This is a genomic window from Desulfoferula mesophila, assembly GCF_037076455.1.
In the GTDB taxonomy this organism is placed as follows: Bacteria; Desulfobacterota; Desulfarculia; order Desulfarculales; family Desulfarculaceae; genus Desulfoferula; species Desulfoferula mesophila.
This window is the reverse complement of record NZ_AP028679.1, coordinates 1,380,982-1,404,423: the sequence shown is the minus strand read 5'-3', so window position 1 is coordinate 1,404,423 and position 23,442 is coordinate 1,380,982. Positions and strand designations below refer to the sequence as shown.

Annotated in this window: 18 protein-coding genes and 2 pseudogenes; 14 read left to right on the top strand and 6 right to left on the bottom strand. The window is 57.7% G+C overall.

Annotated features, from left to right (window positions below; genetic code table 11):
* The first annotated feature begins 44 nt into the window (after positions 1 to 44).
* The 10 genes from AACH32_RS06150 to AACH32_RS06105 all read left to right on the top strand — a co-directional run bounded on the left by AACH32_RS06150 (position 45) and on the right by AACH32_RS06105 (position 10,365).
* A complete protein-coding gene (locus AACH32_RS06150; RefSeq protein WP_338605902.1) occupies positions 45 to 725 on the top strand; it encodes an IS1595 family transposase in 681 nt (226 codons plus the stop codon).
* 237 nt (positions 726 to 962) lie between these two features.
* Entirely contained in the window at positions 963 to 2,024 is a 1,062-nt protein-coding gene (locus AACH32_RS06145; protein ID WP_338605901.1) for a fatty acid desaturase family protein, read from the top strand.
* A gap of 166 nt (positions 2,025 to 2,190) precedes the next feature.
* Positions 2,191 to 5,013: a chemotaxis protein CheB gene (locus tag AACH32_RS06140; protein WP_338605900.1), complete on the top strand. Its 2,823-nt coding sequence runs from the start codon at positions 2,191 to 2,193 to the stop codon at positions 5,011 to 5,013.
* 179 nt (positions 5,014 to 5,192) lie between these two features.
* Positions 5,193 to 6,710, top strand: coding sequence for a PAS domain S-box protein (locus AACH32_RS06135; RefSeq protein WP_338605899.1), 1,518 nt, complete (start codon positions 5,193 to 5,195; stop codon positions 6,708 to 6,710).
* 248 nt (positions 6,711 to 6,958) lie between these two features.
* Entirely contained in the window at positions 6,959 to 7,366 is a 408-nt protein-coding gene (locus AACH32_RS06130; protein ID WP_338605605.1) for a hypothetical protein, read from the top strand.
* Positions 7,367 to 7,730: 364 nt separating this feature from the next.
* Positions 7,731 to 8,678, top strand: coding sequence for a PAS domain-containing protein (locus AACH32_RS06125; protein WP_338605898.1), 948 nt, complete (start codon positions 7,731 to 7,733; stop codon positions 8,676 to 8,678).
* Between the two features lie 119 nt (positions 8,679 to 8,797).
* Positions 8,798 to 9,307, top strand: a complete 510-nt coding sequence (locus tag AACH32_RS06120; RefSeq protein ID WP_338605897.1) for a hypothetical protein — start codon at positions 8,798 to 8,800, stop codon at positions 9,305 to 9,307.
* Between the two features lie 61 nt (positions 9,308 to 9,368).
* Entirely contained in the window at positions 9,369 to 9,554 is a 186-nt protein-coding gene (locus AACH32_RS06115; RefSeq protein ID WP_338605896.1) for a DUF1328 domain-containing protein, read from the top strand.
* A gap of 50 nt (positions 9,555 to 9,604) precedes the next feature.
* Positions 9,605 to 9,892, top strand: coding sequence for a hypothetical protein (locus AACH32_RS06110; RefSeq protein WP_338605895.1), 288 nt, complete (start codon positions 9,605 to 9,607; stop codon positions 9,890 to 9,892).
* 32 nt (positions 9,893 to 9,924) lie between these two features.
* Positions 9,925 to 10,365: a hypothetical protein gene (locus AACH32_RS06105; RefSeq protein ID WP_338605894.1), complete on the top strand. Its 441-nt coding sequence runs from the start codon at positions 9,925 to 9,927 to the stop codon at positions 10,363 to 10,365.
* 490 nt (positions 10,366 to 10,855) lie between these two features.
* Here AACH32_RS06105 and istB read toward each other — a convergent pair whose 3' ends face one another.
* Together istB and istA are read right to left on the bottom strand one after the other, a co-directional pair.
* Positions 10,856 to 11,632: an IS21-like element helper ATPase IstB gene (gene istB / locus AACH32_RS06100; protein WP_338599592.1), complete on the bottom strand. Its 777-nt coding sequence runs from the start codon at positions 11,630 to 11,632 to the stop codon at positions 10,856 to 10,858.
* Positions 11,629 to 13,128 (bottom strand): IS21 family transposase, encoded by a 1,500-nt coding sequence (istA, locus tag AACH32_RS06095; RefSeq protein ID WP_338599205.1) that lies wholly within the window; start codon positions 13,126 to 13,128, stop codon positions 11,629 to 11,631. Before istA ends, istB begins: the two co-directional genes overlap by 4 nt.
* A gap of 303 nt (positions 13,129 to 13,431) precedes the next feature.
* Here istA and AACH32_RS06090 point away from each other — a divergent pair.
* Positions 13,432 to 14,519, top strand: a pseudogene (locus AACH32_RS06090) (IS3 family transposase); the annotation flags it as partial.
* A 349-nt stretch (positions 14,520 to 14,868) separates the two neighbouring features.
* On the opposite strand, the gene AACH32_RS06085 reads toward AACH32_RS06090, so the two are convergent.
* Both AACH32_RS06085 and AACH32_RS06080 read right to left on the bottom strand, forming a co-directional pair.
* The gene (locus tag AACH32_RS06085; RefSeq protein WP_338605893.1) at positions 14,869 to 15,807 is read right to left on the bottom strand and encodes a DMT family transporter; all 939 of its coding nucleotides are present in this window, start codon (positions 15,805 to 15,807) and stop codon (positions 14,869 to 14,871) included.
* A gap of 96 nt (positions 15,808 to 15,903) precedes the next feature.
* The gene (locus tag AACH32_RS06080; RefSeq protein WP_338605892.1) at positions 15,904 to 16,785 is read right to left on the bottom strand and encodes a DMT family transporter; all 882 of its coding nucleotides are present in this window, start codon (positions 16,783 to 16,785) and stop codon (positions 15,904 to 15,906) included.
* 207 nt (positions 16,786 to 16,992) lie between these two features.
* Between AACH32_RS06080 and AACH32_RS20855 the strand changes: the two are divergent.
* Together AACH32_RS20855 and AACH32_RS06075 are read left to right on the top strand one after the other, a co-directional pair.
* Positions 16,993 to 17,553 (top strand): annotated as a pseudogene (locus AACH32_RS20855) (CopD family protein); the annotation flags it as partial.
* Between the two features lie 279 nt (positions 17,554 to 17,832).
* A complete protein-coding gene (locus AACH32_RS06075) occupies positions 17,833 to 19,215 on the top strand; it encodes a multiheme c-type cytochrome (RefSeq protein ID WP_350341565.1) in 1,383 nt (460 codons plus the stop codon).
* A 197-nt stretch (positions 19,216 to 19,412) separates the two neighbouring features.
* Here AACH32_RS06075 and AACH32_RS06070 read toward each other — a convergent pair whose 3' ends face one another.
* Complete coding sequence (locus AACH32_RS06070) at positions 19,413 to 20,171, bottom strand: hypothetical protein (RefSeq protein WP_338605890.1); 759 nt, start codon at positions 20,169 to 20,171, stop codon at positions 19,413 to 19,415.
* A 3-nt stretch (positions 20,172 to 20,174) separates the two neighbouring features.
* Positions 20,175 to 21,542, bottom strand: a complete 1,368-nt coding sequence (locus AACH32_RS06065; RefSeq protein ID WP_338605889.1) for an APC family permease — start codon at positions 21,540 to 21,542, stop codon at positions 20,175 to 20,177.
* A 143-nt stretch (positions 21,543 to 21,685) separates the two neighbouring features.
* Here AACH32_RS06065 and AACH32_RS06060 point away from each other — a divergent pair, with 143 nt between their 5' ends.
* A complete protein-coding gene (locus AACH32_RS06060; protein ID WP_338605888.1) occupies positions 21,686 to 23,440 on the top strand; it encodes an SAM-dependent methyltransferase in 1,755 nt (584 codons plus the stop codon).
* Positions 23,441 to 23,442 lie beyond the last annotated feature (2 nt).

Here is a 23,442-nt window from a genome sequence, read left to right as displayed (position 1 = left end):
CCCTTGACTAGTTGGGAGTATGATGAATTACTCTAACTAGCTGTATGGGCATGAAAAACAAGTATGTTCGCCGTGCAAGGATTTCGGAGGCCAAATTTAGGGATCTAGTCAGGCTCTTCGCACTGGACCTGGAGGCCAACAAAATCGCATCGTTGACGCGATTAAACCGGAACACAATCAACCTTTACCTCTTTAAGATCCGCCAGCGCATTGCCGAGCTGTGTGAGCAGGAGTCGCCTTTCAAGGGGGAGATCGAGGTCGATGAATCCTACTTCGGAGCAAGGCGGGTAAAGGGAAAAAGGGGGCGCGGCGCTTATGGCAAAACTCCGGTCTTCGGCATCCTTCAGAGGGGTGGCCGAGTCTACACTGAGATCGTGCCCGATTGCGCCAAAGCCACTCTACAAGCCATCATCAGAGGAAAAGTAGATCCCAAGAGCGTAATTCACTCCGACGGTTGGAGAGGCTACAACGGATTGGTGGACCTGGGATACAAAAAACATTATCGCGTCCAGCATGGCCAAGACCAGTTCGCCAAGGGACGAAACCATATAAATGGCATCGAGTCCTTTTGGTCCTTTGCCAAGGCTAGGCTCATGAAGTTCAACGGGCTCCCTTCTTCCACCTTTTACCTGCATCTGAAGGAGTCCGAGCTCAGGTTCAATTACCGAGGGCAAGACCTCTATGCTATCTTGCTAAAGATGCTCAGGGAGAAACCTCTCAACTAGTCTAGGCCCAAACCAAATTCAGTCGTCGAATACGTGAAACTCTGGGTCCGCACCCTCGGTTGGAACGGCACTTGGCATAATAAGTTAGAAATAGTTCAGCGTTGGGCAATATTGCAATTTTGTTTCGCTTTTCAGTAAAATATGATTATTTGGTTACCGTTGTAGATATTACTAAGCCATGAGGAAAGCCTAGAAATGCCAGACCAGTCAAAAAAGGCCAGGAGATCACCCCTGAAATTGGAGTTCGGCAAAGATAAAACTTTTGAAACTGACCTGCGACAAAGGGTTAACCAATACTTTCAGCAGGGTGATGGGCAGTCTAAGGCCGGCAATTGGCGACTACATTTGAAGGCGGCGATTATCCTTACCTGTTTTGCGATCTCGTATGTGCTTCTGGTGTTTGTGGCAGAAAATATTTGGCAAGGTCTGCCCTTGGTCGTATTGCTCGGTTTATTCACTGCCTGTATCGGGTTCAACATTGCTCACGATGCGGGACACAAAGCATTTTCCAAAACTTCCTGGGTCAACGATGTCATGGCCAAAACCATGGACCTAGTTGGCGGAAGTTCTTACATGTGGTACTGGAAACACGTTGTGATCCATCACCGCTACGTCAATATAACGGGATATGATACTGATATCGATTTGGGAGTTTTGGGACGTCTTTCTCCCCATCAAACGTGGCACCCTTATTATCGCTGGCAACATTTTTATCTCTGGTTCGTCTACGGTTTTTTAGCCATTCAATGGGAGTTTGTAGGAGATTTCCAAAAAATGATCTTGGGCGGGGTTGGCAAGCACCGCTTTCCGCGACCAACAACAGGTGACTTAGTTGTATTAATAGCGGGTAAGGTTGTGTTCTTCGGATGGGCCTTGTTGATACCCTGGATATTCCATCCTTGGTACGTAGTTCTTTTTTATTATGCCATCGGGGTCCTAGTCTTGGGCGGTTCTATAAGTATTATTTTTCAACTGCCGCACTGCGTGTCCGAAGCGGATTTCCCGTTGCCACGGCCGGACACGGCACAAATTGAAGAGCCTTGGGCGGTCCATCAGGTGAGGGTTACCTTGGATTATGCGCGCCGCAATCCAATTGTTGGTTGGTTGTTCGGCGGATTGAATTTCCATAAGGAACATCATTTGTTCCCCACAATTAGCCATATTCACTACCCGGCCATCTCAAGTATCGTGGAGAAAGCCTGTAAAGACCACGGTTTGCAATACAAGGAGCACAAAACGTTGCTGTCAGGTATCGCAGCCCACTACCGATGGCTGCGAAAAATGGGGCAACCGGACTAGCGAATACGTAGAAAACTCGCGAACGATGGGGGCAAACTTGCCCATTATTTCGTTTGAGCCTGTCTGGCCGGACGAAGATCAAACTGTGATACCCTGATGATTAGGTCGGGAGCATTACGCTTAAATATCCCACCTTTCGCCCAAACGCAAAACCGAGAGATTTGTCATGCCCTCAGACAAGGCCAAGCCCAATAAAGCGGGTGATCCCGGCGGGTCCAAGGGCAAGCCAACCAAGGCCTCATCCAAAAAACGCGCAAGCAATGGCGCCCAGGAGTCCCCGCCTGCGAATAAACAAGCATCGCTGAATCCGCAGGAGCCCGGCAAGGGGCCCATTATCGTCAAAAAAAATCGTCTGCCCATCCTCGGCCTGGGCGCTTCAGCGGGCGGCCTGGAAGCCCTACAGCAATTTTTCGATGCCATGCCCTCAGACGAGGGCATGGCTTTTTTAGTGGTGGTGCACCTCGACCCCGACCACGCCAGCATATTGCCCGAGCTGATCCAGAAGCGCACCGCCATGAAGGTGGAGACCGCCGAGGATCAGAAGGTGATTCGGCCCAACCATGTATACGTGGCCCCGCCCAACAAGGATCTGGCCCTGCTGAAAAGCAAGATTTTACTCTTGGACCCCGAGTCCCCGAGAGGCCACCGCCTGCCCATAGATTTTTTCTTGCGGCAACTGGCCCAAGACCAAGGCGAGAATGCCGGATGCATAATCTTTTCCGGCACCGGCTCGGATGGCTCCTTGGGGCTCAGGGATATCAAGGGCTCGGGCGGCCTTGTGATCGCCCAGGAGCCCTCTTCGGCCAAGTACGACGGCATGCCTTCCAGCGCCATGGCCACTGGGATGGTGGACCTGGTACTGCCCCCCGAACAGATGCCCGCGAAGCTTAGTTATTATTTTTCGCAATCCCGCTCGATGGGCGGTGCCTCGTCGGAAGCAATCTTGGATGATGCTCCTAGTCTTGCGCCCCTGCAAAAGGTTCTGGTGTTGCTGAGAGACCGGGTGGGGCATGATTTCTCCTATTACAAGAAAAACACCATCATCAGGCGTATCGAACGCCGCATGAGCCTTCAGCAGATTCCCGATGTCGAGAAATATGTTCGCTTTGTCCAAGCCAACTCGGATGAGCTTGACGCCCTTTTCAAGGATATGCTCATCGGGGTTACCGAATTTTTCCGCGACCCGGAAGCCTTCGAAGTTCTCAAAAAGGTGGTGATCCCCGAACTTCTGGCCCAGTTGAAGCCCAAAGATGCCCTGCGGGTCTGGGTGCCCGGCTGCTCCACCGGCGAAGAGGTGTACTCCCTGGTCATTGTAATCAAGGAGTGCATGGCCCAGGCCGGCAAGGATGTGCCCCTGCAGGTATTCGGCACGGACATCGACAGCATGGCAGTGGACAAGGCCCGGGACGGACTATACCCGGCCAACATAGCCGCCGAGGTCAACCGTGAGCGGCTCGGGCGCTTTTTCACCGAGGAGTCCGGCTTTTTCAGGGTCAGGAAAGAGCTGCGGGAGCCGGTGGTGTTCTCGGTGCAAGATGTGATGAAAGACCCTCCTTTTTCCAGGTTGGACCTGCTCTGCTGCCGCAACCTGCTCATCTATCTGGACGGGACGGCCCAAAAGAAGCTTTTGCCTCTGTTTCACTACACACTCAAGCCACAAGGGATCCTGTTTTTGGGCTCCTCGGAATCCATCGGAGGCTTTCCCGACCTATTCAAAGCGCTGGACAAGAAGTGGAAGATCTACTCCCGCAAGCCGGCCTCCGGGGCCATGCGCCTGATGATCGACTTTCCCACCGGCCCGGTCACCAGGGAAGGAGGGAAAGGCAAAGCCGCCAACGCGGCCCTGGCTTTGGGGGAGGCAGACCTTGTCCGGGAAGCCCAGAAACTGGTGCTGTCGGAATTCTCGCCGGCCTTGTTGCTCGTCGACCCAAAAGGCGACATCCAATACATCCACGGCCACACCGGCAAGTTCTTGGAGCCAGCCGTGGGCCGGGCCAGCCTCAATATATCGTCCATGGCCCGGGAGGGGCTTCGACCTGAATTGGCCGCCGTCATGCGCCGGGCCCAGGCCAGCGGCAGGGAAGTGCACTCCCCCGGCGTGCGGGTCGAGATAAACGGCGGCCACCAATACGTGGATCTGACGGTAAAACCCATCACCCAGTCCAAAGCCTTGCGGGGCCTATTGGCCGTGGTGATCCAGGAGGTGGCGGAGCCAACGGCCGGGTCCAAGGGGAAGGCCCGGCGAGGGCCCAACGCGGAGATTCAAAAGCGCCTGGGCGACCTGGAGCAGGAGCTGCAACACACCCGGGAGAGGCATCATGGGGCCATTGAGGAGCTGGAAACCTCCAACGAGGAGCTGAAATCAATCAACGAGGAGATGCAGTCGGCCAATGAGGAGCTGCAGAGCACCAACGAGGAGTTGGAAGCCACCAAGGAGGAGCAGCAGTCGCTAAACGAGGAACTAGCCACGGTCAACACTGAACTGCAGGCCAAGATCGACGAACTTGCCCACGCACAAGACGACATGAAGAACCTTCTGTCCAGCACCGAAATCGCTACGATCTTTCTGGGCAACGACCTTAGCGTCAAACGCTTCACCCCCAAAGCCAGCAAGCTCGTCAACCTAATTCCCAGCGACGTGGGTCGCCCGGTGCAGCACTTGGCGACCAACCTGGACTACGCCAACCTGGAGGCCGACGCCGGCGAGGTCATGCAGAGTTTGTTGGTCAAGCAGAGAGAGGTGCGCACCAAAGACGGCATCTGGTACCAGATGCGCATCCTGCCTTATCGAACCATGGACAACTTAATCGACGGGGTGGTGATTACCTTCACCGATATCAATCAGCAAAAGCAGGCCCAGACCGAGTTGCGGGAACTTTATGACGCCCTGAAGAAGGCTGGCATCCAACGAGAGGCGCTTTTTAAAGAACAGACCAAGGAACTCGAGCACGCCAGGGACCTCCTGGGCAAGAAGAGCGGCGATGGATGAGCCCCGCCTTTTGGCGCGGAGTCGGCCATCCAATCACCGGGCGTCTCGATGCTATCGGCTGGGACTTGGTAATGGTGAGTATCGCACGGTAGTTGGCGGTTGAAGATTAGTGGGGTTTTGGCGGTGGTTTTGGAAGCATAATAATAAAGGTCGTATGGGTGGCCGGAAAAGAGCCAATCGTGAAAGATGCTTCTAAAAACCTCAGCAAGTCGCAAGGACTGCGCCAACGGGCCGAGAAACAGCTGCGCAAAAAACCTTCCGACGACTCCGAGTTGCAGACCGAAAATTTTTCCGCCATTCTCCAAGAGCTGCGAATCCATCAGGTTGAGTTGGAGTTGCAGAACGAGGAGTTGCGCCGCACCCAAAAGGAGCTTGAGGATTCGCGAGACCAATATTTCGATCTTTATGATCAGGCCCCGGTGGGCTATCTCAGCACCGATGCCCGGGGAATAATCCTTCAAGCCAACCTGACCATAGCCAACATGCTGGCCCTGCCGCGCGGCAATCTGGTGGGGCGAAGCCTCTATCTTTTCGTAGCCCGAGACCATCACAAGGCCTTGCTTGATCTCCTGAAGCCAAGGACTGGAGGCAGCGGCAAGCAGACCCTTGCCATCGAAATGATTCGGCAAGACTCATCCCTATTCCACGCCCAGGTGGAAAGTGCGCCGCAACTGGTTAATGATGACCTTTCCCTGCAATTCAGAATGGCCGTTGTCGATGTTACCGAGCGCAAGCGAACTGAAAACCAATTAAGTAAGAGCAAAGAGCGTTACCGCCGCCTCATAGAGACTATGCCGGACGCGATCTTTACCCTTTTGCCTGATGGGGCCATTGCCTCTCTTAACCCGGCTTTTGAGAAAACCACCGGCTTTATTAGGGATGATTGGCTGGGGCGCAATTTTTGGGACTTGCTTCACCCTGACGACCTGGATGTGGCCAAGAAGGCAATACATAACGCCCTGGCTGGAAAAGGAGGGATAGCCGAGGAAACAAGGATTTTATCCAGCACTGGCGACTACTTGATTTTTTATTTCATCGTGGAGCCGGAATTTGATTTCGGCAAAGTTGCCGGTGTCTGGGCGGTTGGCCGTGACATTACCAAGCGCAAGAAGTATGAGCGGGCTTTGCGAAACTCACGCGACACCCTGGAAGCTGAGGTGCACAAGAGAACCCTGGAACTTTCCCAGGCCAACCAGGACCTGCGGGAGGGGCTGGAAAAGCGCAAACAGGCGACTGAGGAGTTGCGTGAGCAGAAGATCGAACTGGAATTTAAGACCGTGGAATTGGAAGAGGCCAACACCGCTTTGCGGGTTTTGATGCGCCGGGGCGAAGAAGACAGGGAAGAGCTGGAAAACGCCATTACCCAGCAGACCCACCGGCTTCTTGTTCCCCGCCTGCAAGGGCTGTTGGAATCTGGGCTCGACCAGAACCAGCAAAGAGTGGTGCGGCTGTTGATATCTCAGCTGAAACAGATCACCTCCTCTTTTGCCCAGCGGCTGGACTCCCCCAAATTCGGCCTCACGCCTAGAGAGATCCAGGTGGCCATGATGATTCGAGAGGGCTTGGCGAGCAAGGAGATCGCCGAGGTGTTGAATGTGTCAGGCGACACTGTTGCCACCTATAGGCACAATATACGCCGTAAAATTGGTATATTAGGACGCAAGGTCAGCTTGAGCTCCCGCTTATCCGAGCTTTGATAATGATGATTTAATATAGTCATTATTCAAACTGTATCTCATCTGTGCGTTTCCAGAAATCCAAGGGATAATTTAATAGAGACAAAGCGGGCACCGCTTGCTCCCACTTGCCGCCTGTGGTCAAGCTTCGGCCAACCTCGCCAAGGCAAGCCTACCGAGCATTGAGAAGTGATCTTTCACTGGGCAACTAGTTCGACGCCTCGAGAGTTTTGTTTGGTCCCCTTAACACCTTAAGGAAAGGAGGACCCGTGGCCAGGATTCTCTTGGTTGCCGGCTTTGAGTGGGCCCGGGCTTTCCACGCCTACCAACTCAGCGACGGTGAGCATTTGGTAAAGAGCATCGGATTCACGCCGCGGTTGGCAGAAGAGATAACTTCTTTCCGACCCGAGGTTATTGTGGCCGACCTGTCTGGTGAACACGACCCGGCTGATTTGCTTTGGCGAACCGTCACGACATTGCCTGAACCTCGTCTTCCAGTGGTTTTCAGTACGAATGCCAATTACTGGGGAGCGGTGTATGTCTCTCAGGACGGTAACTATGAGATGAAAGTCCCCCTACCCGACGCGCTGCCCGAAGTCGTAGAGAACGTCCTGTACAGGCAGGGCTTGGATAATTCATCGGGAGCGGCCAGCAGCCAAACCCGGATGGAGCACTGAAGTTTCCGCCGGACCAACGCGCCATGGCCAGCCATCCCCAGGAATCAAGATTGAGAGGGGGTCTGTTATGAGTAAGGAGGCTGGTCACGTACCAATGGGTAACAACCCTATCAACCACAGCGGCCGTCGCAATCTTGACTGCCCCCATTATGTGGCCTGTTTGGATCGGGTCGCTTCCGCCCAATGGCCGCACTTCACTTGTGAGTTCTGCGCGCACCGCAAGAATAGGCGCCCCATTCGCCTGGACAACCCGACCAGGGAAAGCCTTGGGTGGGAAGACATCTGGGGCGGGGGGATGAGCCTGGAGATTTAGACAAAAACCCATAGGGGCCTTGTCCATTCAAGTGCGCCGCTAGGAAATTTTATGAAGACATCGAAAAACACCGCCGAATTTGCAGAACTGCGGCAAAGCACTGCGAAACTGTTGCTGTTGCAAAGGGGGACGGAAGGCACCTCGCCAAAAAGAAGCCCTTTGGATCTTATCGAGGATCTGGAGGCCTTCCAGTACGAGATTGAAACCCAAAACGAACAACTTCGTCAGTCCCAGGCCGAATTAGTCGCAGCCAAGGACAAGTATCTAGATTTGTTTGAATTAGCTCCAATGGGCTTCATTTCCCTGGAGCTAAATGGCGCGATTAGCGAGGTCAATTTGACAGGTGCGGCCATGTTGGGCCGGGAGCGCCGCCATTTGATCGGGGTCAGCATTTTTCAATTTACCGCAAACGAGGGCCTGCTTGTTTTGCATGACTGCCTAAAATCCACCGGGAATACCGGCAAAAAGCGCGGGTGTGAATTTGAACTCAGACCATCCCATGGAGTTCCTCGCTTAATGCACGTGGAAATCATGGCCCCGCTTGATCAATGGAAAAGGCCCACAGGATACCGCCTGGCCATGCTGGAGGTCCCCGAATGCAAGAAAAGCTATGCAGAGGTAACGAAAAGAACTGAACAATACCGGGCACTGCTGAAAACCATAACTCCCTGGTTTTGGGAGGTTGACCAGGACGGCAGGTGCCTGCATGTCAGCAATAGCGTCAAATATTTCTTGGGCTATGAGCCGGAGGAGATCGTAGGCAAAACTCTATTTGATCTTATGCCTCCCTCTGAAGCCGATCGGGTCAGTACCCTGTTTCGCACGGCCTTGGACAACCAGGAGCCCATACTGCGCTTGGAAAGCATCTATCTCCGCAAGGGAGGGGAACGGGTTGTTTTGGAAACTAACGGAGCCCCGGTCATTGATGGCCAAGGCAAGTGTGTCGGACTTCGAGGGATGTTTAATCTAAGGCCCTTTAATAGACAGTCCTCGTTTTAGCTATGGAGGAAAACGCTAACAAAAGCATCAAAAGGATTAAGCCAGAACAGAGGTGGCATAAGCCGCACATCTCCAAGTTATAATTTTCTCCAACGGTAAAAGTAAAGTGGAGGTCCGATATGGTGGAAAACACAGAAAGCACACTGGAAGTGATTACCAGAGTAACCAAAAATGCGGTCATTGGAGCCTTTAAGGGCACAGGCGAGTTGGCCCAAGCCATCGTTGAGAGCACTACGGATATAGTCAAAGCGACTATTGTGGGAGCGGGCGATTTGACGGTGGCTATAGAAAAAAGAGTGGGAGAGATTGTCACCGGCACCATCGCGGCTGCAAACGAAATTGGTGGTGATTTATACGTGGCCATCAAGAACACGGTTTTTGGAATAGTAAAGGCGGGTTCCGAGGTAGGGGCGGACGTGGGCAAGACTGCTGTCGCAGCGACGGAGGTGGCCATCAAGGCAGGTGCCAAGGCTGGTACCGATGTTGGTACCGCCACCAAGGAAGCCGTCACCGGAGCTCTTGAAGCAGGTGACGCAATCGGGGCAGATGCTTCCCAGGCCGTTAGGAGCGCCCTAATAACTTCAATCAAAGGCGCGGAGGATGTGATTGGGCCGCCGCCACGCAAATAAGAAGGGTACGTAACGACTGCGGCAACTTGTTTGGTCGCAACTAGTACCCAAGGAGGTGATTATGCTCAAGTTTGCTTTTATTTTTCTGATCATCGCGCTAGTGGCTGGAGTCTTCGCTTTTACTGATATCGCCGCAGCCGCACCAGGCATTGCCCAGATACTGTTCTACGCATTCCTGGTTCTGTTTGTGATAGCCGCAATCGGCTGGGTGCTGGCCCGTCGCAAAGCGCGGAGTTCCCGACCTTAACCCCTACCTGGCCAGTGCCGGGGTTCATCCAGAGAGGAAAAGTCAATTCAATGGACCAAAAGGAAGCATATGTGAAAAAGGCCCAAGCCGAACTCGACCTGCTGCAGGCCCGGTTGGACGGGCTGGAGGCCAAGGCGCGTAAATCTGAAGCTGACGGAGAGATTAAGTATCATCAGCAGATTGCCGCACTCAAGGCCAAACGTGATTCAGCTAAGGATTATCTGTCCGCGCTAAATCAATCCGGAATAGATGCTTGGGGAGAACTCAAGGAAGGATTAAGTCGAGCGGTCGGCGACCTAAAATCGGCCTTGGACCGGGCCGCGTCTCGTTTCCAGTAGATTCGATGCCAGAAGTAGGTGGAGGCAGGGCAATGAAAAGGGCATTAGCGGCGTTAACCGCTCTCGTCGCTCTGGGCGTCTTAGCCTTGGCGGGGTGCGGTAGTGACGACGACCAGAAGGTGACCACCCAACAAGTGAAGAAAGAGGCCAAGGAGGCGGTAAGCACTGCCGTGGCCTACACCAAACAGAAGCAAGAGAAGTTGATGGCTCAAGCCCAGGCCCAGTACCAAGAACTGGAAAAAGAGGCTTCTGAGTTGATGGACAAGGCCAAGGAAAAGGCAGCCGCCGGCCACGACAGGGCCAAGGAGGCCTTGGCCGATCTACAAGAGAAGCAGGAGGTGGTGCAGGAGAAGCTGAAAGTCATGCAATCGTCCAGCGGCAAGGCCTGGGAAAAGGCCAAAGTAGAGTTCGACGAGGCTTTACAGAACCTTAAGCAGGCTTACCAAAAGGCCAAGGCCGAACTGGCTGGTTAAACCGACCGTGACTAACCTGCCCTCTTTTAAACGGTCCAGATTTTAAGTTGGAAATTTGGGCCTAGGGAGGGATGGCGACAATTGCCAGGACGTCCTATTCGGATGAGCAGATAATGGGTAGCCGGCGTTTACTTACGGTGTATCTTGCCCCTGCAACCGCAAAACGAAGAACATTTATTCGAGTGAATGTAATCGGCTATACCTTTCAATAATTCCCACCAAACCAAAATCATAAGAGCATATACAAGGTAATCTGGGCAGCCTTAAAGAGACTTTCCTCCGGGACTCACGGGCCAATTTCTACTTCAGAATCAACGATCCCGACCGGTGAGGGGTTGGGGGATAGATGACGGAAAAATAAACGGCCCCGGGTGCGATAGTTGGCAGGTGTGAATGGCGGAGTAAGTGCGGGACAGTTGGCGGTCTAAAACCGTGACACTTGTTTTAGAGATATAGTCCTGTTGTTCATGCTGTCAATCATGATCTTGCCTTAGTTGGTTTTGGGCTTTGCCTGGGATCGTCTTTTGGCTTGGCGGAGCCGGTAGCTTTCTCCATTGGCCTCGATGATGTGGCACCTATGGGTCAGTCTGTCCAGCAGTGCACCGGTGAGTCTTTCGGAGCCGAAGACCTCCGTCCATTGCTGGAAAGGGAGATTGGTGGTGATCATGAGGCTTTGTTGTTCATATGCCCTACCCACCACCTCGAATAGCATTTGAGCGCCTATCTTGGAGAAGGGCACATAGCCCAGTTCATCGATGACCAGCAGGTGTAGGCGCTGGAGCTGTTTCTGCAGGCGTTGCAGACGTCTTTCCTCGCGGCATTCCATGAGCTCTGTGACCAGGGCGGTGGCGCTGTAGAATTTCACCTTGCTTCCCTGGGCGCAGGCCGCAAAGGCCATGGCGCTGGCCAGCTGGGTCTTGCCGGTGCCGGAGTTTCCGATCAGGAGCACGTTTTCCTTTTTGGCGATGTACTCGCCCCTCATCAGCTCCCTGACCAGCTGCTGATTGATGGAGGGCTGTGCCTTGAAATCAAAGGTGTCCATGGTCTTGATCACCGGAAAGGCGGCTTGCTTGATGCGCCTTTCGGCTGCCCGCTTCTCGCGGTCCAGAAGCTCCCGCTCGGTCAGGCGCAGCAGGTAGGTCATGTAATCGGAGCGGTCTTGGCTGCAGACCTTGGCCATGGCCGCGTATTCCCGGAGAATGGTGGGCAGCTTCAGCTTTTTGAGGTGGTACTCCAAGAGCACGGTGGGTTTGTCCTGGTCCTTCATGACAGCGCCCCTCCCTGCGCGAGGAGGGAGTCATAGACTGTGATATCGGGCCCGGCCACGCTCACTCGGCCCAGGTGCTCACGACCGTCCAGCAGGAAGGTGGCCGCGGGCCCTGATGATGGCGGCTCCAGCAGGTGGACAATGGCCTCCGGGGCATAGGCTCCCGCGTACAATGCCTGCTCCACCGCCCGCTTCAGTCTGGCCATGGAGTGGTCCTCCAGCAAACGTAGGACCTTTATGTATTTACGGGTGCCCTGGCCAGGCATGTCTTCCCCGGCCACCAGCCGCCGCCTCAAGACCTCAAAGCACTCAGACAGATCTAGGTCAGCCAGGGGGCGGGCGTGGTCCAGGGAGCCAGGCTTGCGCTCCAGCAAGGGCAGATAATGCCGGTAGTCGAAAAACACCCCTTCCTTGCCCCAGGATCGGGAGTGGCGGGCCACCACCACGTCATGGTGGCAGAGCACCACCCGATCCACATAGCCCTTGGCCACAATTTCATGGTGGGCACAAGCCACCGGCACCGAGTAGTCATTGTCGTCGAAGCGGACCAGGGACAATGAATTGGCCCGGGTAGGCTGTTTGCGGCAGGCATCGAAGCGGGAGGGAGGCAGGGGGACAAAGGCTGTCTGGTCTTCCTGCAAAACCTCGGCCTTGCTACCGCCCTTGCCACGCAAACGGCGCTTCATGTCGTCGCGGCACTGCCTTAAAAGCATGGCATTGAGCTCGGCCAGGTCCTTCACCTGGGGCACTGGCACCAAAAAATTCTGCCGGGCGTACTTGACCACCCCTTCCACCACGCCCTTCTCGTTTGGACGCCGCACCCGACAAAAATGCTCCCGAAAAAGGTAATGGCTCTGCAGCTTGAGAAAACCATCGGTCAGCTTGCGCTCATGAGGCCCTATGATCTTGGAAACCAGGACCTTGCTATTGTCGTAACTGATCCGGTGGGGCACCCCACCGAAAAACTCGAACGCCCTGGCATGCCCTTCCCAGTAGCTCTCGCTGCACTCCTTGTCGAAGGCCGCCACGAAAAAGGCATCGGAGTACGGCAAGGCCATGATAAAAAGCGCTATCTTGCGAAGCTCCCCGGAAACCTTGGCCAGGGCATAGCCAAAGTCCACCTGCGCCTCGCCGGGACGATGGACCAGGGGCATGTACACCTCCTGGCTCACGCGCTTGATTGCGCGCACCGCCTCCTTTACCTGGGTGTACTTGCCCTGATAACCCGCCTCCTTGATGCGGTGATATATGCGCGTGGCCGTGTGCCTTTGCTTCTTGGGAACCTTTTTGTCCTCTTTTATGATCCGGGCGATCAACTCAAGGTAGGGGCCAAGCTTGGGCTTGGCTCGGGGGGTGCTGAGCCGGTATCCGGGAGGCTCGGGAAAATTCTGAATCTTTTGCAGGGTATCCCAATGGATGCCCTCTCTACGCATTAACTCGCGCTTGCTCGCCTGGCCATCGCGCAACTCAAGTCTGATCCGGGCCCATTGATCCATGTCCGTGTACACCCCTTCCGCTCCTCCAGAGAGTCCTGGCCTGGAAGCCACCATGGCCTCCATCGCACCAAAACACCTGAAGAAAACTGAATCAATGTGTCACGGTTTTCAACCGCCACTAAAATCGTCTCGCTTTTGGACCGCCATTTACAGCAGGACCAGGTACTGGGCACTGTGTAGGCTCTGAAGCTCATCGAGGAGCGCCGGGCCAAGCTGGGGGTCACTGATGTGACCTGCTTCCCGAATTCTGGTCCATATCGGATGAGAAAATCGTCATAATTCTCATTTGACCAGGAGGACTGGATGAAGCGCAGGAGGTACACCGAGCCCCAGATCGTTTTTGCCCTGCAGCAGGCTGACAGCGGCACCCCGGTGGCGGAGATCGTGCGCAAGATGGGGGTGAGCGAGGCCACCTTTTACCGCTGGAAGAAAAAATTCGCGGGCATGGGCGTGGCGGAGATCAGGCGCCTGAAGCAGCTTGAGGAAGAAAACCGTAAGCTCAAGCAGCTGGTGGCTGACTTGAGCCTGGACAAGGCCATGCTGCAGGACGTCATAAAAAGAAAACTATGAAGCCTGTCCGCAAGCGTGCTCTGGCCGGCTATTTGGAGAAGGTATTCAAGGTCAGTGAGCGGCGGGCCTGCCAGGTGCTCAAGTTTGCCCGCTCCAGCCATCGCTACCAGAGTATTGCGGACAGGCAGGACGAATTGCGCATGCGGCTGAGGGACCTGGCCGCGGTCCGGGTCAGCTATGGCTACCGGCGCCTGCATGTGCTCCTGAGGCGGGAGGGCTGGCTGGTCAACGCCAAGCGGGTTTATCGCCTTTATACCGAGGAGGGGCTGACCATGCGCCGCAAGCGCCCCCGGCGCCGGGTGAGCGCGACCCGCCGGGTGGTCAGCCAGCCAAAGCCCAAGAGGAGCAACGAGAGCTGGTCTATGGACTTTGTGTCCGATCAGCTTTATTCTGGGCATCAGCTCCGGGTGCTGACGATAGTGGACAACTTTAGTCGTGAGAGCCTTGCTTTGAAGGCTGGTCAGAGCCTACGGGGCGATGATGTAGTGGCAGTGCTCAACCAGCTGGTCGCTGAACGTGGAGCCCCCAAATCCATCAAAGTGGACAACGGGAGCGAATTCACCTCTAAAGTCCTTGATCAGTGGGCGTACTGGAACAAGGTGGAGCTTGATTTCAGCCGCCCAGGCAAGCCCACGGACAACCCATTTATCGAGTCATTCAACGGACGTCTTCGGGAGGAGTGCTTAAACGAAAACTGGTTTGTGTCGGTGGTGGACGCCCAGGACAAGCTGGACACCTGGCGGCTGGATTACAACCAACATCGGCCACACAGCTCCCTGGGTAACATGACCCCGGAGGCCTATGCCAAGCAGGTGGGACCTGCCCCCTGCGTGGCCTCCCCCATGGCTCCATCTCCAAAGAAGCAAACCTGGGAATCTCTCATCTCACCTGGACCCGAAACGGGTAGCACCTCAGATGATGGGAATCTCTCATCTCACCTGGACCCGAAACGGGTAGCGCCTCATTCTGCCAAATCCTAAACCCAAAAATGGACCTAAATGCAGGGAGGACGTCACGGCCTCAATCATGCGCTAATCTCTCGCGAATGGCTTGCACAACAAATGGGGAATGTTAGCGCCGGGTGAGTACGGAGTCAAACAACGTACATCGAAGTCTGCGACCGCGCATCGCATTGGGCAATCAACTTAAATATGCCGCCCAGAAAAGACGTTATGCCGCCGTCGCTTTGCGGGACGGGCGGTTGACTAGCACCAGGCCAGCACTGATCAGGACCAAGGACAACAATAACCTGAGCCCAACGTCTTCATGCAGAATCCAGAGCCCACTGATGAACACGCCGGCCACTGGTGTGAAGAAGGTGAAGGCCTGCACCAAGCTGGCCGGATGGTGGTGGATCAGGTTGAACCAGGCCAGGTAGCTGATGAAAGCCACTATCACTGACTGGTAGAAAAGCGAGAAGGCCCCGAAGCCAGTTAGGCTGGCCGACAGATGGTCTTCCAGGAAAAAACTGGCCGCCAACAGCAAGGGCCCTGAGAAAAAAAGTTGGTAGAAGAGCGTTTGCAGGGCCTGCGCACGTTCGGCCAGGAAGCGCTTCAGGTAGATGGTGGTGGCTCCCCACAGGGCCCCAGCAGTTAGTGAAAACAGATCGCCCAACATGGCCCTTGGCGTGATTCGGTCTAGCCCTTGGCCCAACAGGACCACCAGTCCACCGAAAGCCAGCACCATTCCTGCCACCTTCAGGCGTGTCAAGCGGTCGGCCGGCAGCCAGAAATGGGCCCCCACGGCGACGAAAAACGGTGCCGTGTAAAGCAGGAGGTAGCTCCGGGCGACATTGGTGAACACCATGCCCGGATAGAGAACGCCAAATTCGGCGCCGAATAAAAGGCCCAGCACCAGGCCGTGCGTAACCACCACCCTGCTCGGAAATACCGGCACCCCCTTGACCGCCATCCACACCCACAGGCAGGCCGCGGCAACCACTGAGCGAATCCCGGCCTGGAAAATGGGGGGCAATTGACCTGCGACCAGCTTGACCACGGCCATGTTGGCGCCCCAGACCAGGGCCAGGACCAGCATGGTCAGGACAATGCCTATGCTCAGGCTCTGCTCGGTTTGTGATCCCGGAGATGCTACTGCCGCCTGTTTCATCACGTTAGTTTACCAAAACTGTTACAGTTACCTGTTACAAGCTTGGATGCCCTCATGTTTGGACTTGGTTCAGTTGTATTAGAAAAGCATGGCGGGCTATTCCAGGACCTTGGCCTTGACCCGGCGGCTCAGCCCCGCACCGCCGGTAAGGATCAGCACCCCGCCCAGCACCAGGTGCCATGTCAGTGGCTCGCCGAAGAACAGCACACCCCACGCCCCCGCGATGATGACTTGGCTCATGAGGACCACCCCGCCCTCGGTAGCCGGCAGGTGATAGAAGCCCTGGTTCATAATCACCTGGCCAACGGTACCCACCGCGCCAATGGCGGCCAGGTACAGCAGGCCAGTGCCAGATGGGAGCAGCGGCTCCACGCCCAGGGCCAGGGGCCAGATGGAGACCACGGCCGCAGCCAGGCAGAAGAAGAAGTAAATGCAGTAGGGAGTGTGCTGCCCGGCCAAGCGCCGCACCAAGGCCATGTTCAGGCCGGCCACCACGCTGGTGATCAGCGCGCAGAAGTGGCCCAGGCGCAAGTGCAGATCCCCGCCGGGGTACAGCACCACCACCGTGCCCGTAAAGGCCAGGGCAATGAGTAGCCAGTCCCGCCTGGCCACCCGCTCGTCGTTTAACCAGGGTGAGAAGATGGCCGCAAAGGCCGGGAAGAGGAAAAACAACACCATTACTTCTGTCAGGGGGATCTGGCGCATGGCCAGTACCAGGCACAGAAAACCGATGGTGCCCAACAGTCCGCGGATGACCAATAGCCTCAGGTTAGGGCCCAGGATGGCCACTCGAAAACAGCCAGAGAGCCCTAGCATAAACAAGATACCGACCAGGGCCCGATAGAAGCTGATCTGCCACACGCCGACCTCTTGGCCGGCCAGTTTGACGAATACCCCCACCAGGGCGAAAAAAAAGGCGGCCAGAACCATGCACCCCGCCCCAATGAGCAGTTTGCGATTTGCGCTGGGGTTGATCAAGTGGTGCTCCTTTACCCTGGGAAGCGTGCCGGTTTTGGAAGAGACCGAGAAGCCCCTGGACCACGTGGGGGGTGCAGTCCAGGGGCCAAACCCCCACCCGATTTCAATTTGGTTGGGGGCCAGGACCAGATTAGCATATACGTTCATTATGAACTAGGTTCAGCGACTCGCCTTGCATAACCGCAACCAGAAATGTAATTTGAGGCCATGCGGTTAAGTCACCCTATAACCCATTGGGCGGAAACCTTGCTCCTAGTTGGCCTGTTGGCTTGCTTGACCTTCTTGGTCCATCCGCACAAAGCCCAGGCAACCCCCTATTTTTCAGCCCAGACCAATGAATCATGCGCATTCTGTCACGAAAACTCAGCGGGCGGTAGCACTCTAACCCCCCAGGGCTACGACTTCCGGGCCCGAGGATATAGCCTTGATCCTCACCTGAGGCCCTCATTCTGGCGCGAGTCTCTAGGCTTGGGAGCGGGCTTCTTGCATATCCTGGCCGCGGTTATTTGGTTCGGGGCCATCTTTTATATTCATTTATTCATCGGCCCCCGATCACTATCCAAGGGGGTGCCCCGGGGTGAGCGCATCTTGGGAATATCTGGGGTGGTCACCCTGGCGGTCACCGGCGGAGTGCTGGCCTGTTTGCGGTTACCCAGCTGGGCTTCCCTGTTCCACACCACCTTTGGCATCGTACTCATAATCAAGGTGTGTTTGTTCCTGGCCATGGTGGCCATTGCCGTCCTGGTGAACACCTATATCCACCGCCATCTGAAGTTGGACGCCGCAGCGGCGCAAATGCGGGCCAAGCAGCAGCAAGCCCATGCCGACTGGCCTGCCTATGTCGTCTATCAGGGCCAAGGCTATGATGTTTCGCAAAGCAAGCTGTGGACCAAGGGTGAACATATGCGCCGCCACCAGGCGGGCCGGGACCTCACAGCCGCCCTGGAGGCTGCACCCCACGGCCCCGAGGTGCTGGAGCGCCTACCCAAGTTAGGGCCGGTGGAGACCGCAAAGGAGGCAAGCGAGGACCTCGGTCCCACAGCCAGGATGCTGGTGGTGCTGGCCTACGTGGTTCTGGGGCTAATGCTGGGAGTGCTCCTCTGCCTAGCTTGGTGGAACTGGGGGCCGCCTCTGGCCAACGCAGCCCAGCCCTTTCGTCCTGAAATAGCTCGGGCCTGCGTCGAGTGCCATAAAAAGGCGACACCTGGAATCTATGCCGACTGGATGCGTAGTCGCCACGCTGCAGCCAAGGTGAGTTGCCTGCATTGCCACCAAGCCGGGAGCGATGACCCGGACTTAGATCGCAGCCACGCCAAGGTGTTCCAAAAAGGCGACAACCCCTGGTCCAAAAGCGAGTACATGACCCCCATCTCGGGCGTGGTCAGCCCCAAGGATTGCTCCCGCTGCCACCCCGATGAGGCCAAGCAGTATTCGGTGAGCAAGCACGCCAACACCTTGCAGATAATCTGGACCATCGACCCCTGGCTCAACTTCGGCCTCAACAGCGGCCTGGAGCGGGTCAACGGCTGTTTCCACTGCCACGGCACGGTGCTCAAGCAGGACAAGAACGGCAGGCTCGATCCCATGACCTGGCCCAACGTGGGCGTGGGGCGGCTCAACCTGGACGGCTCCAAGGGCTCCTGCGCCGCCTGCCACACCCGGCACCGCTTCTCGGTGGCCGAAGCCCGCAAGCCCGACACCTGCGGCCAGTGCCACCTGGGCCCGGACCATCCCCAGATCGAGATATGGAACGAGTCCAAGCACGGGGCCATCTATCACTCCGAAGGGGCCAAGTGGAACTTCGCCGCCGCGCCGGGCACCTGGACGCCGGGCGTGGACTACCGCACCCCCACCTGCGCCGCCTGCCACATGAGCGGCTCGGGCAAGGTGCTCACCACCCACGACGTGACCGAGCGCCTATCCTGGGAGCTGCAAGCCCCCCTGACCATCCGGCCCCAGGACTTCAAGCCTTGGCCCGCCAAAAGCTCCTGGCAAGAGGAACGGGCCAAGATGCAAGCGGTTTGCCAGCAGTGCCACAGCGAGGAGTGGGTCAAGAGCCACTACGCCCAGATGGACGGGGTGATCCAGGACTACAACGAGGTCTATTTAAAGCCCACCAAGGCCAAGCTGGACGAGCTGTATGCCAAGGGCCTGATGCCCAAGGACGCCTTCTTCAAGTCTCCCCTGTGGAACGAGTTCTATGAGCTGTGGCACCACGAGGGCCGCCGGGCCCGCATGGGCGCGGCCATGATGGCCCCGGACTATTCCTGGTGGCACGGCTTCTACGAGTGCAAGAAGCGCTTCGTCAAGTTCCACGAGGAGGCCGACCGCCTCATCAAGGATAACAAGAAGGCCTACGTGGCGCCCAACTTCCCCGGGGCCACGGGCAACACCACCAAGCCGCCCCAGATATTCATACCCAAAAAATAGACCGCCTGGGCCCAACACTCCAAAGCCTGTTCCACACCCAAGCCCCGCTCTGGCCGATCATGCCAAATTCTCTTTAAGTGGATTCGTATTTCTAGGGACGCGGTTGCGCCAACAATCCCAGGGCGCAAAACAGTCCGAAACTGATCCTTTTGCTTCCCCTACGCTTCCCAGTAAACCGCACACCGTTTCAAGTTGCTTTATTTGTTTATTTTTTTATTATTTATTTGGTGGTTGAGCACCACCAGGTTGAGGGCCACCCCAGGGGCGGCCCCCACTATGAGGCGCAACCAGGGCCGCGCGGCCCAACGAGGGGGCAGATGCAAACCCAGACCCATGAGCAGCAGCAGGGCGGTGGAGGAAAGAAAGCCCGCGTTCCACTGCCAGAAGTCGCCCAGCCAGCCATAGCTCCACCAGGCCCCCACCAGCTCACCGGCCATGAAGGCGCCCCATCCGCCGAGCAGGGCCAAACGCCCGCGCAGCGGCGCGCCTTGTCCCCCGCCGCGCCAAGCGGCCAGATGGCAGGCCGCCGCGTAGAGCAGCAGGGCCTGGGCGGCCAGACGCAGCTCGAAGAACATGGGCATCCACACATAGCCGGGGATAAGGGTTATGGGCGACGCCTTGAGCGGCGCGGCGAACAGCCACAACAGAAATGCCGCGCCCAGGCCCCAGCTCCAGGCGGCCACGGCCAGACGCCCGCCCAGCGCGTCCCACATGGCCAAGAGCCCCAGCCACAGCCCCACCACCATGAGGGTCTCGAAGGGGCCGTAAAAGGCGATGCGGCCCGTGGACAAGGACACCACGACCAGGCCCAACAGGCAACCGGCCAGGCCCGCCCCGCCGGCGGCCACGGCCACACGCCGCCATTCCAGGGCCCCGGCCAGCGCGGCCAGGCAGAACCCGGCCAGGGCGCAGACAAAGGCCGCCGCGCACAAAGCACCCGCTACTTCAATTGGCAAGGGTTAGCCCCTTTCCCTCTCCCCCCGGCCGCGGCGGCGGAAAACCAGGTACAAGACCGCGCCGGCCGCCAGGGTGACCCCTCCCGGCAGGGCCCGCCAGGGGTCTCCGGCCAGGGAGAAAACAATGATCCAGGCGTTGGATCCGATGAACAAAAGCGGCACCCAGGGGTAGAGGGGAACCCGGAAGGTGTCCGGCGGACCCAGGCGGCGGCGCAGCACCAAAAGGCCGACCACGCTGAGGGCCGCGAAAAGCGACAGGGTGAAACCGATATAGAAAAGCAACGCCTCAAAGGAGGCCGTGAGCACCAGAAAGGCGGCGATGGCCGCTTGCAGCCAAACCGAGTTGGCCGGCACCCCGGACGAGGGACGCACCCGACCCAGGGCCTGGAAAAACACCCCGTCCCGGGCCATGGCGTAGTAGACGCGCGGGCCGGTGAGGGTCATGGCCCCCAGGCTGGAGAGCAGGCACAGAGCCACCAGCAGGCTGAACACCCGCCCGCCCAAGGGACCCAGCAGGGCCTGGGCGGTGAGGGCTCCCACCTCCTTGACCCCGGCCATCTGTTGCAAGGGCACGGCGGACAAATAAGCCAGGTTGATGAGCAGGTAGAGCACCACCACCAGGCTGGTGCCCAGGAGCAAGGCCCGGGGCAGGCTGCGCTGGGGGTTTTTGATCTCACCGCCCAGATAGGCGGCGGCGTTGAAACCGCTGTAGGCAAAGGACACGAAGACCAGGGCGACGGCCATCCGGGAGGCGGGCGAGCCGGACGCGGCCAGGCTTTGGCCCCAAAGGCCCTGACCGTCCCAGGCGCCCAGGCCCGCGGCGATGAGGCCCGTCAGGACCACCAGCTTGAAGCCAGTGAGCAGGTTTTGCACCCGCACACCCACCCGCAGGCTGGCCGCGTGCAGCAGGGTGAAGCCCAACAAGAGAGCCAGGGCCGCCAGGGTCTCCACCGAAAGGGACAGGCCACCCACGCCCAGGGGCAGGGACCAGCCCGCCGCCTGGGGCCAGGCCCGCAAAAGATAGCCCGCTCCGGCCACCGCCGCCGCGGCGATGGGGGCGGAGAAGCCCACCACCAACGATATCCAGCCCGACAGGAAGCCCCACAGGGGGCCCAGGCTCTGGCGCAGGAAAACGTATTCACCGCCGGCCTGGGGATAGCGCGCCCCCAGCTCGGCGTAGCTCAGGGCTCCGGCCAGGGCGATCATTCCGCCGGCCAGCCAGCAGGACATGAAAAGTACGGGGCTGGCCGTCTGGGCCAGGATGAAACCACTGGCCGTGAAAATGCCCGTGCCCACCATGTTGGCCACGATGATCATGGCCGCGCTGAAGGTACCCAGGCTGCGTCGCAATTCCCGGTGCCCGTCGTTCACCGTGCCGTCCTTTGCTGCGCGAAGTTAAGGGGCTTTTATATTGACATAAATAACAACATATGTCTTTTATGACATGCGTGTCTTCTTTGACATATGCCACCAATGATCTACGCATTCGCCAATCAGTAACTGGGATACCCACCATGCGCAAGCTAACTATTTTGGCTAGTATTTTAGTGATATTTCTCGCCGCCGCGACCGCCGGCGTGGCCGCCAAGGTCGCGGGCCCCGTGCTTACGGTGAGCGGCCTGGTAAAGCAGCCGCTACGCCTGAGCATCGAGGACCTCGCTCGCCTCAACCAGGCGCGGGTCAAATACAACGACATCAATAACGACGGCTCTTTTCACGGATGCTTCTGGCTGCAAGGGGTGCCCCTGCGCGACGTTTTGGAGCTGGCCCAGATTGGCAAAGACGGTCACGGCTTCAACAAGTCAACCGACTTGGCGGTGGTGGTAAAAAACGCCCAGGGCCGCCAAGTAACCCTGAGTTGGGGCGAAATCTTCTACCGCAACCCCGGCGAGGCCGTGCTGGCCCTTGCCTACACCCCGGTGCGGCCCAAGAAGAACTGCAAGTCCTGCCACGAGCCGGACGTTTACCAGGACCTGCTCGAGCAGCTCGACCGCAAGGTGGGCCTGCCCAAGCTGGTGCTGACCAGCGATTTCGCCGCCGACCGTTGTCTGGAGAACGTGGTCTCCCTGCGGGTGGTGGAGCCGGTGGACATTCCCCAGGGCCCCAGGCCCAAGACTCTCTACTCCCCCACGATCAGCCTCGTGGGAGCCGACGGCAAGGAGCAGACACTGGACAAGCTGCCGGCCCTGCCCAGGACCACCGTCCTGGTAAACCAGGTGGGCGAGGGCAAGGGCTATCATGGGCGTCCTCAATATAGCGGGGTGGCCCTGGCCGAGTTGCTGGAGCATTTCAAGATCAGCGGCGACGACCAGAGCGCCCTGGTGGTCAGCGCGCCGGACGGTTACGCCTCCCTGGTTTCCTGGGGCGAGCTTTATCGCGGCCCCCTGGGGCGGCGCATCCTGGTCGCCGACCAGATCGACGGCAAGCCCCTTAAGGACAACGGGCGCTTCGCGCTTATCCTGCCCGACGATCTTTGGGCGGACCGCTGGGTCAAGGCCGCCGCGAAGATCCAAATGGTGCGCCTGGCCCCGCGTCCCCGCCTGAGCGTCATCGGCATGGGCTGCGGCGACACCGACCTGCTCACCCTGGAGGCCCTGGACGCTCTGGCCCAGGCCGACGTGCTGGTGGCGCCCAAGGACATCCAGAAACGCTATGCCCCTTACCTGGTGGGCAAACCCGTTATCTTCGACCCCATGGCCGCGGCCCATGACAAGCCCCTGAAAAAGAAGATGGAGGCCCATAAGGACGCCAAGGCGCGGCATATGGACCGGCAACAGAGCAGCGACTCCGCCCGGCTCATTCGGGAGCAACTGAAGCAAGGCAAGAGCGTGGCCGTCCTGGATTGGGGCGACCCCATGGTCTACGGCTCTTGGCGCTGGCTCAAGGACGTGTTCCCCACCGAACAGATTCGCTTCGTCACCGGACTCAGCGCCTTCAACGCGGGCTCGGCGGCCCTGGGCAAGGACATAACCTGCAACGGCGCGGTGGCCATTACCGATCCCTTCACCATGGTCAAGCAAGGCGCCATGCTCAAGGACCTGGCCGCCAAGGGCGCCACGGTGGTGGTCTTCATGGCCATGCCCCGCTTCTCTCAGGTCATGCAGGCGCTGCAGGCCGCCTATCCTCCGGAAACCCCGGCGGCGGTGGTCTATCGGGCGGGCATGCAAACCCAACAAATTGTCAAATGCCGCCTGGATCAGGTGGTCGATAAAAACAAGGACCGTGAACGTTGGCTAGGAGTCGTTTACGTGGGGCCTTGTTTACGCTAACC

Bases quoted from the DNA above. Each gene is read 5' to 3' on its own strand.
- AACH32_RS06125 (WP_338605898.1), top strand. From the start codon at position 7,731: ATGAAGACATCGAAAAACACCGCCGAATTTGCAGAACTGCGGCAAAGC.
- AACH32_RS06115 (WP_338605896.1), top strand. From the start codon at position 9,369: ATGCTCAAGTTTGCTTTTATTTTTCTGATCATCGCGCTAGTGGCTGGA.
- AACH32_RS06110 (WP_338605895.1), top strand. From the start codon at position 9,605: ATGGACCAAAAGGAAGCATATGTGAAAAAGGCCCAAGCCGAACTCGAC.
- AACH32_RS06060 (WP_338605888.1), top strand. From the start codon at position 21,686: ATGCGCAAGCTAACTATTTTGGCTAGTATTTTAGTGATATTTCTCGCC.
- AACH32_RS06150 (WP_338605902.1), top strand. From the start codon at position 45: ATGGGCATGAAAAACAAGTATGTTCGCCGTGCAAGGATTTCGGAGGCC.
- AACH32_RS06085 (WP_338605893.1), bottom strand. From the start codon at position 15,807: ATGAAACAGGCGGCAGTAGCATCTCCGGGATCACAAACCGAGCAGAGC.
- AACH32_RS06140 (WP_338605900.1), top strand. From the start codon at position 2,191: ATGCCCTCAGACAAGGCCAAGCCCAATAAAGCGGGTGATCCCGGCGGG.
- AACH32_RS06120 (WP_338605897.1), top strand. From the start codon at position 8,798: ATGGTGGAAAACACAGAAAGCACACTGGAAGTGATTACCAGAGTAACC.
- AACH32_RS06075 (WP_350341565.1), top strand. From the start codon at position 17,833: ATGCTGGTGGTGCTGGCCTACGTGGTTCTGGGGCTAATGCTGGGAGTG.
- istA (WP_338599205.1), bottom strand. From the start codon at position 13,128: ATGGATCAATGGGCCCGGATCAGACTTGAGTTGCGCGATGGCCAGGCG.
- istB (WP_338599592.1), bottom strand. From the start codon at position 11,632: ATGAAGGACCAGGACAAACCCACCGTGCTCTTGGAGTACCACCTCAAA.
- AACH32_RS06105 (WP_338605894.1), top strand. From the start codon at position 9,925: ATGAAAAGGGCATTAGCGGCGTTAACCGCTCTCGTCGCTCTGGGCGTC.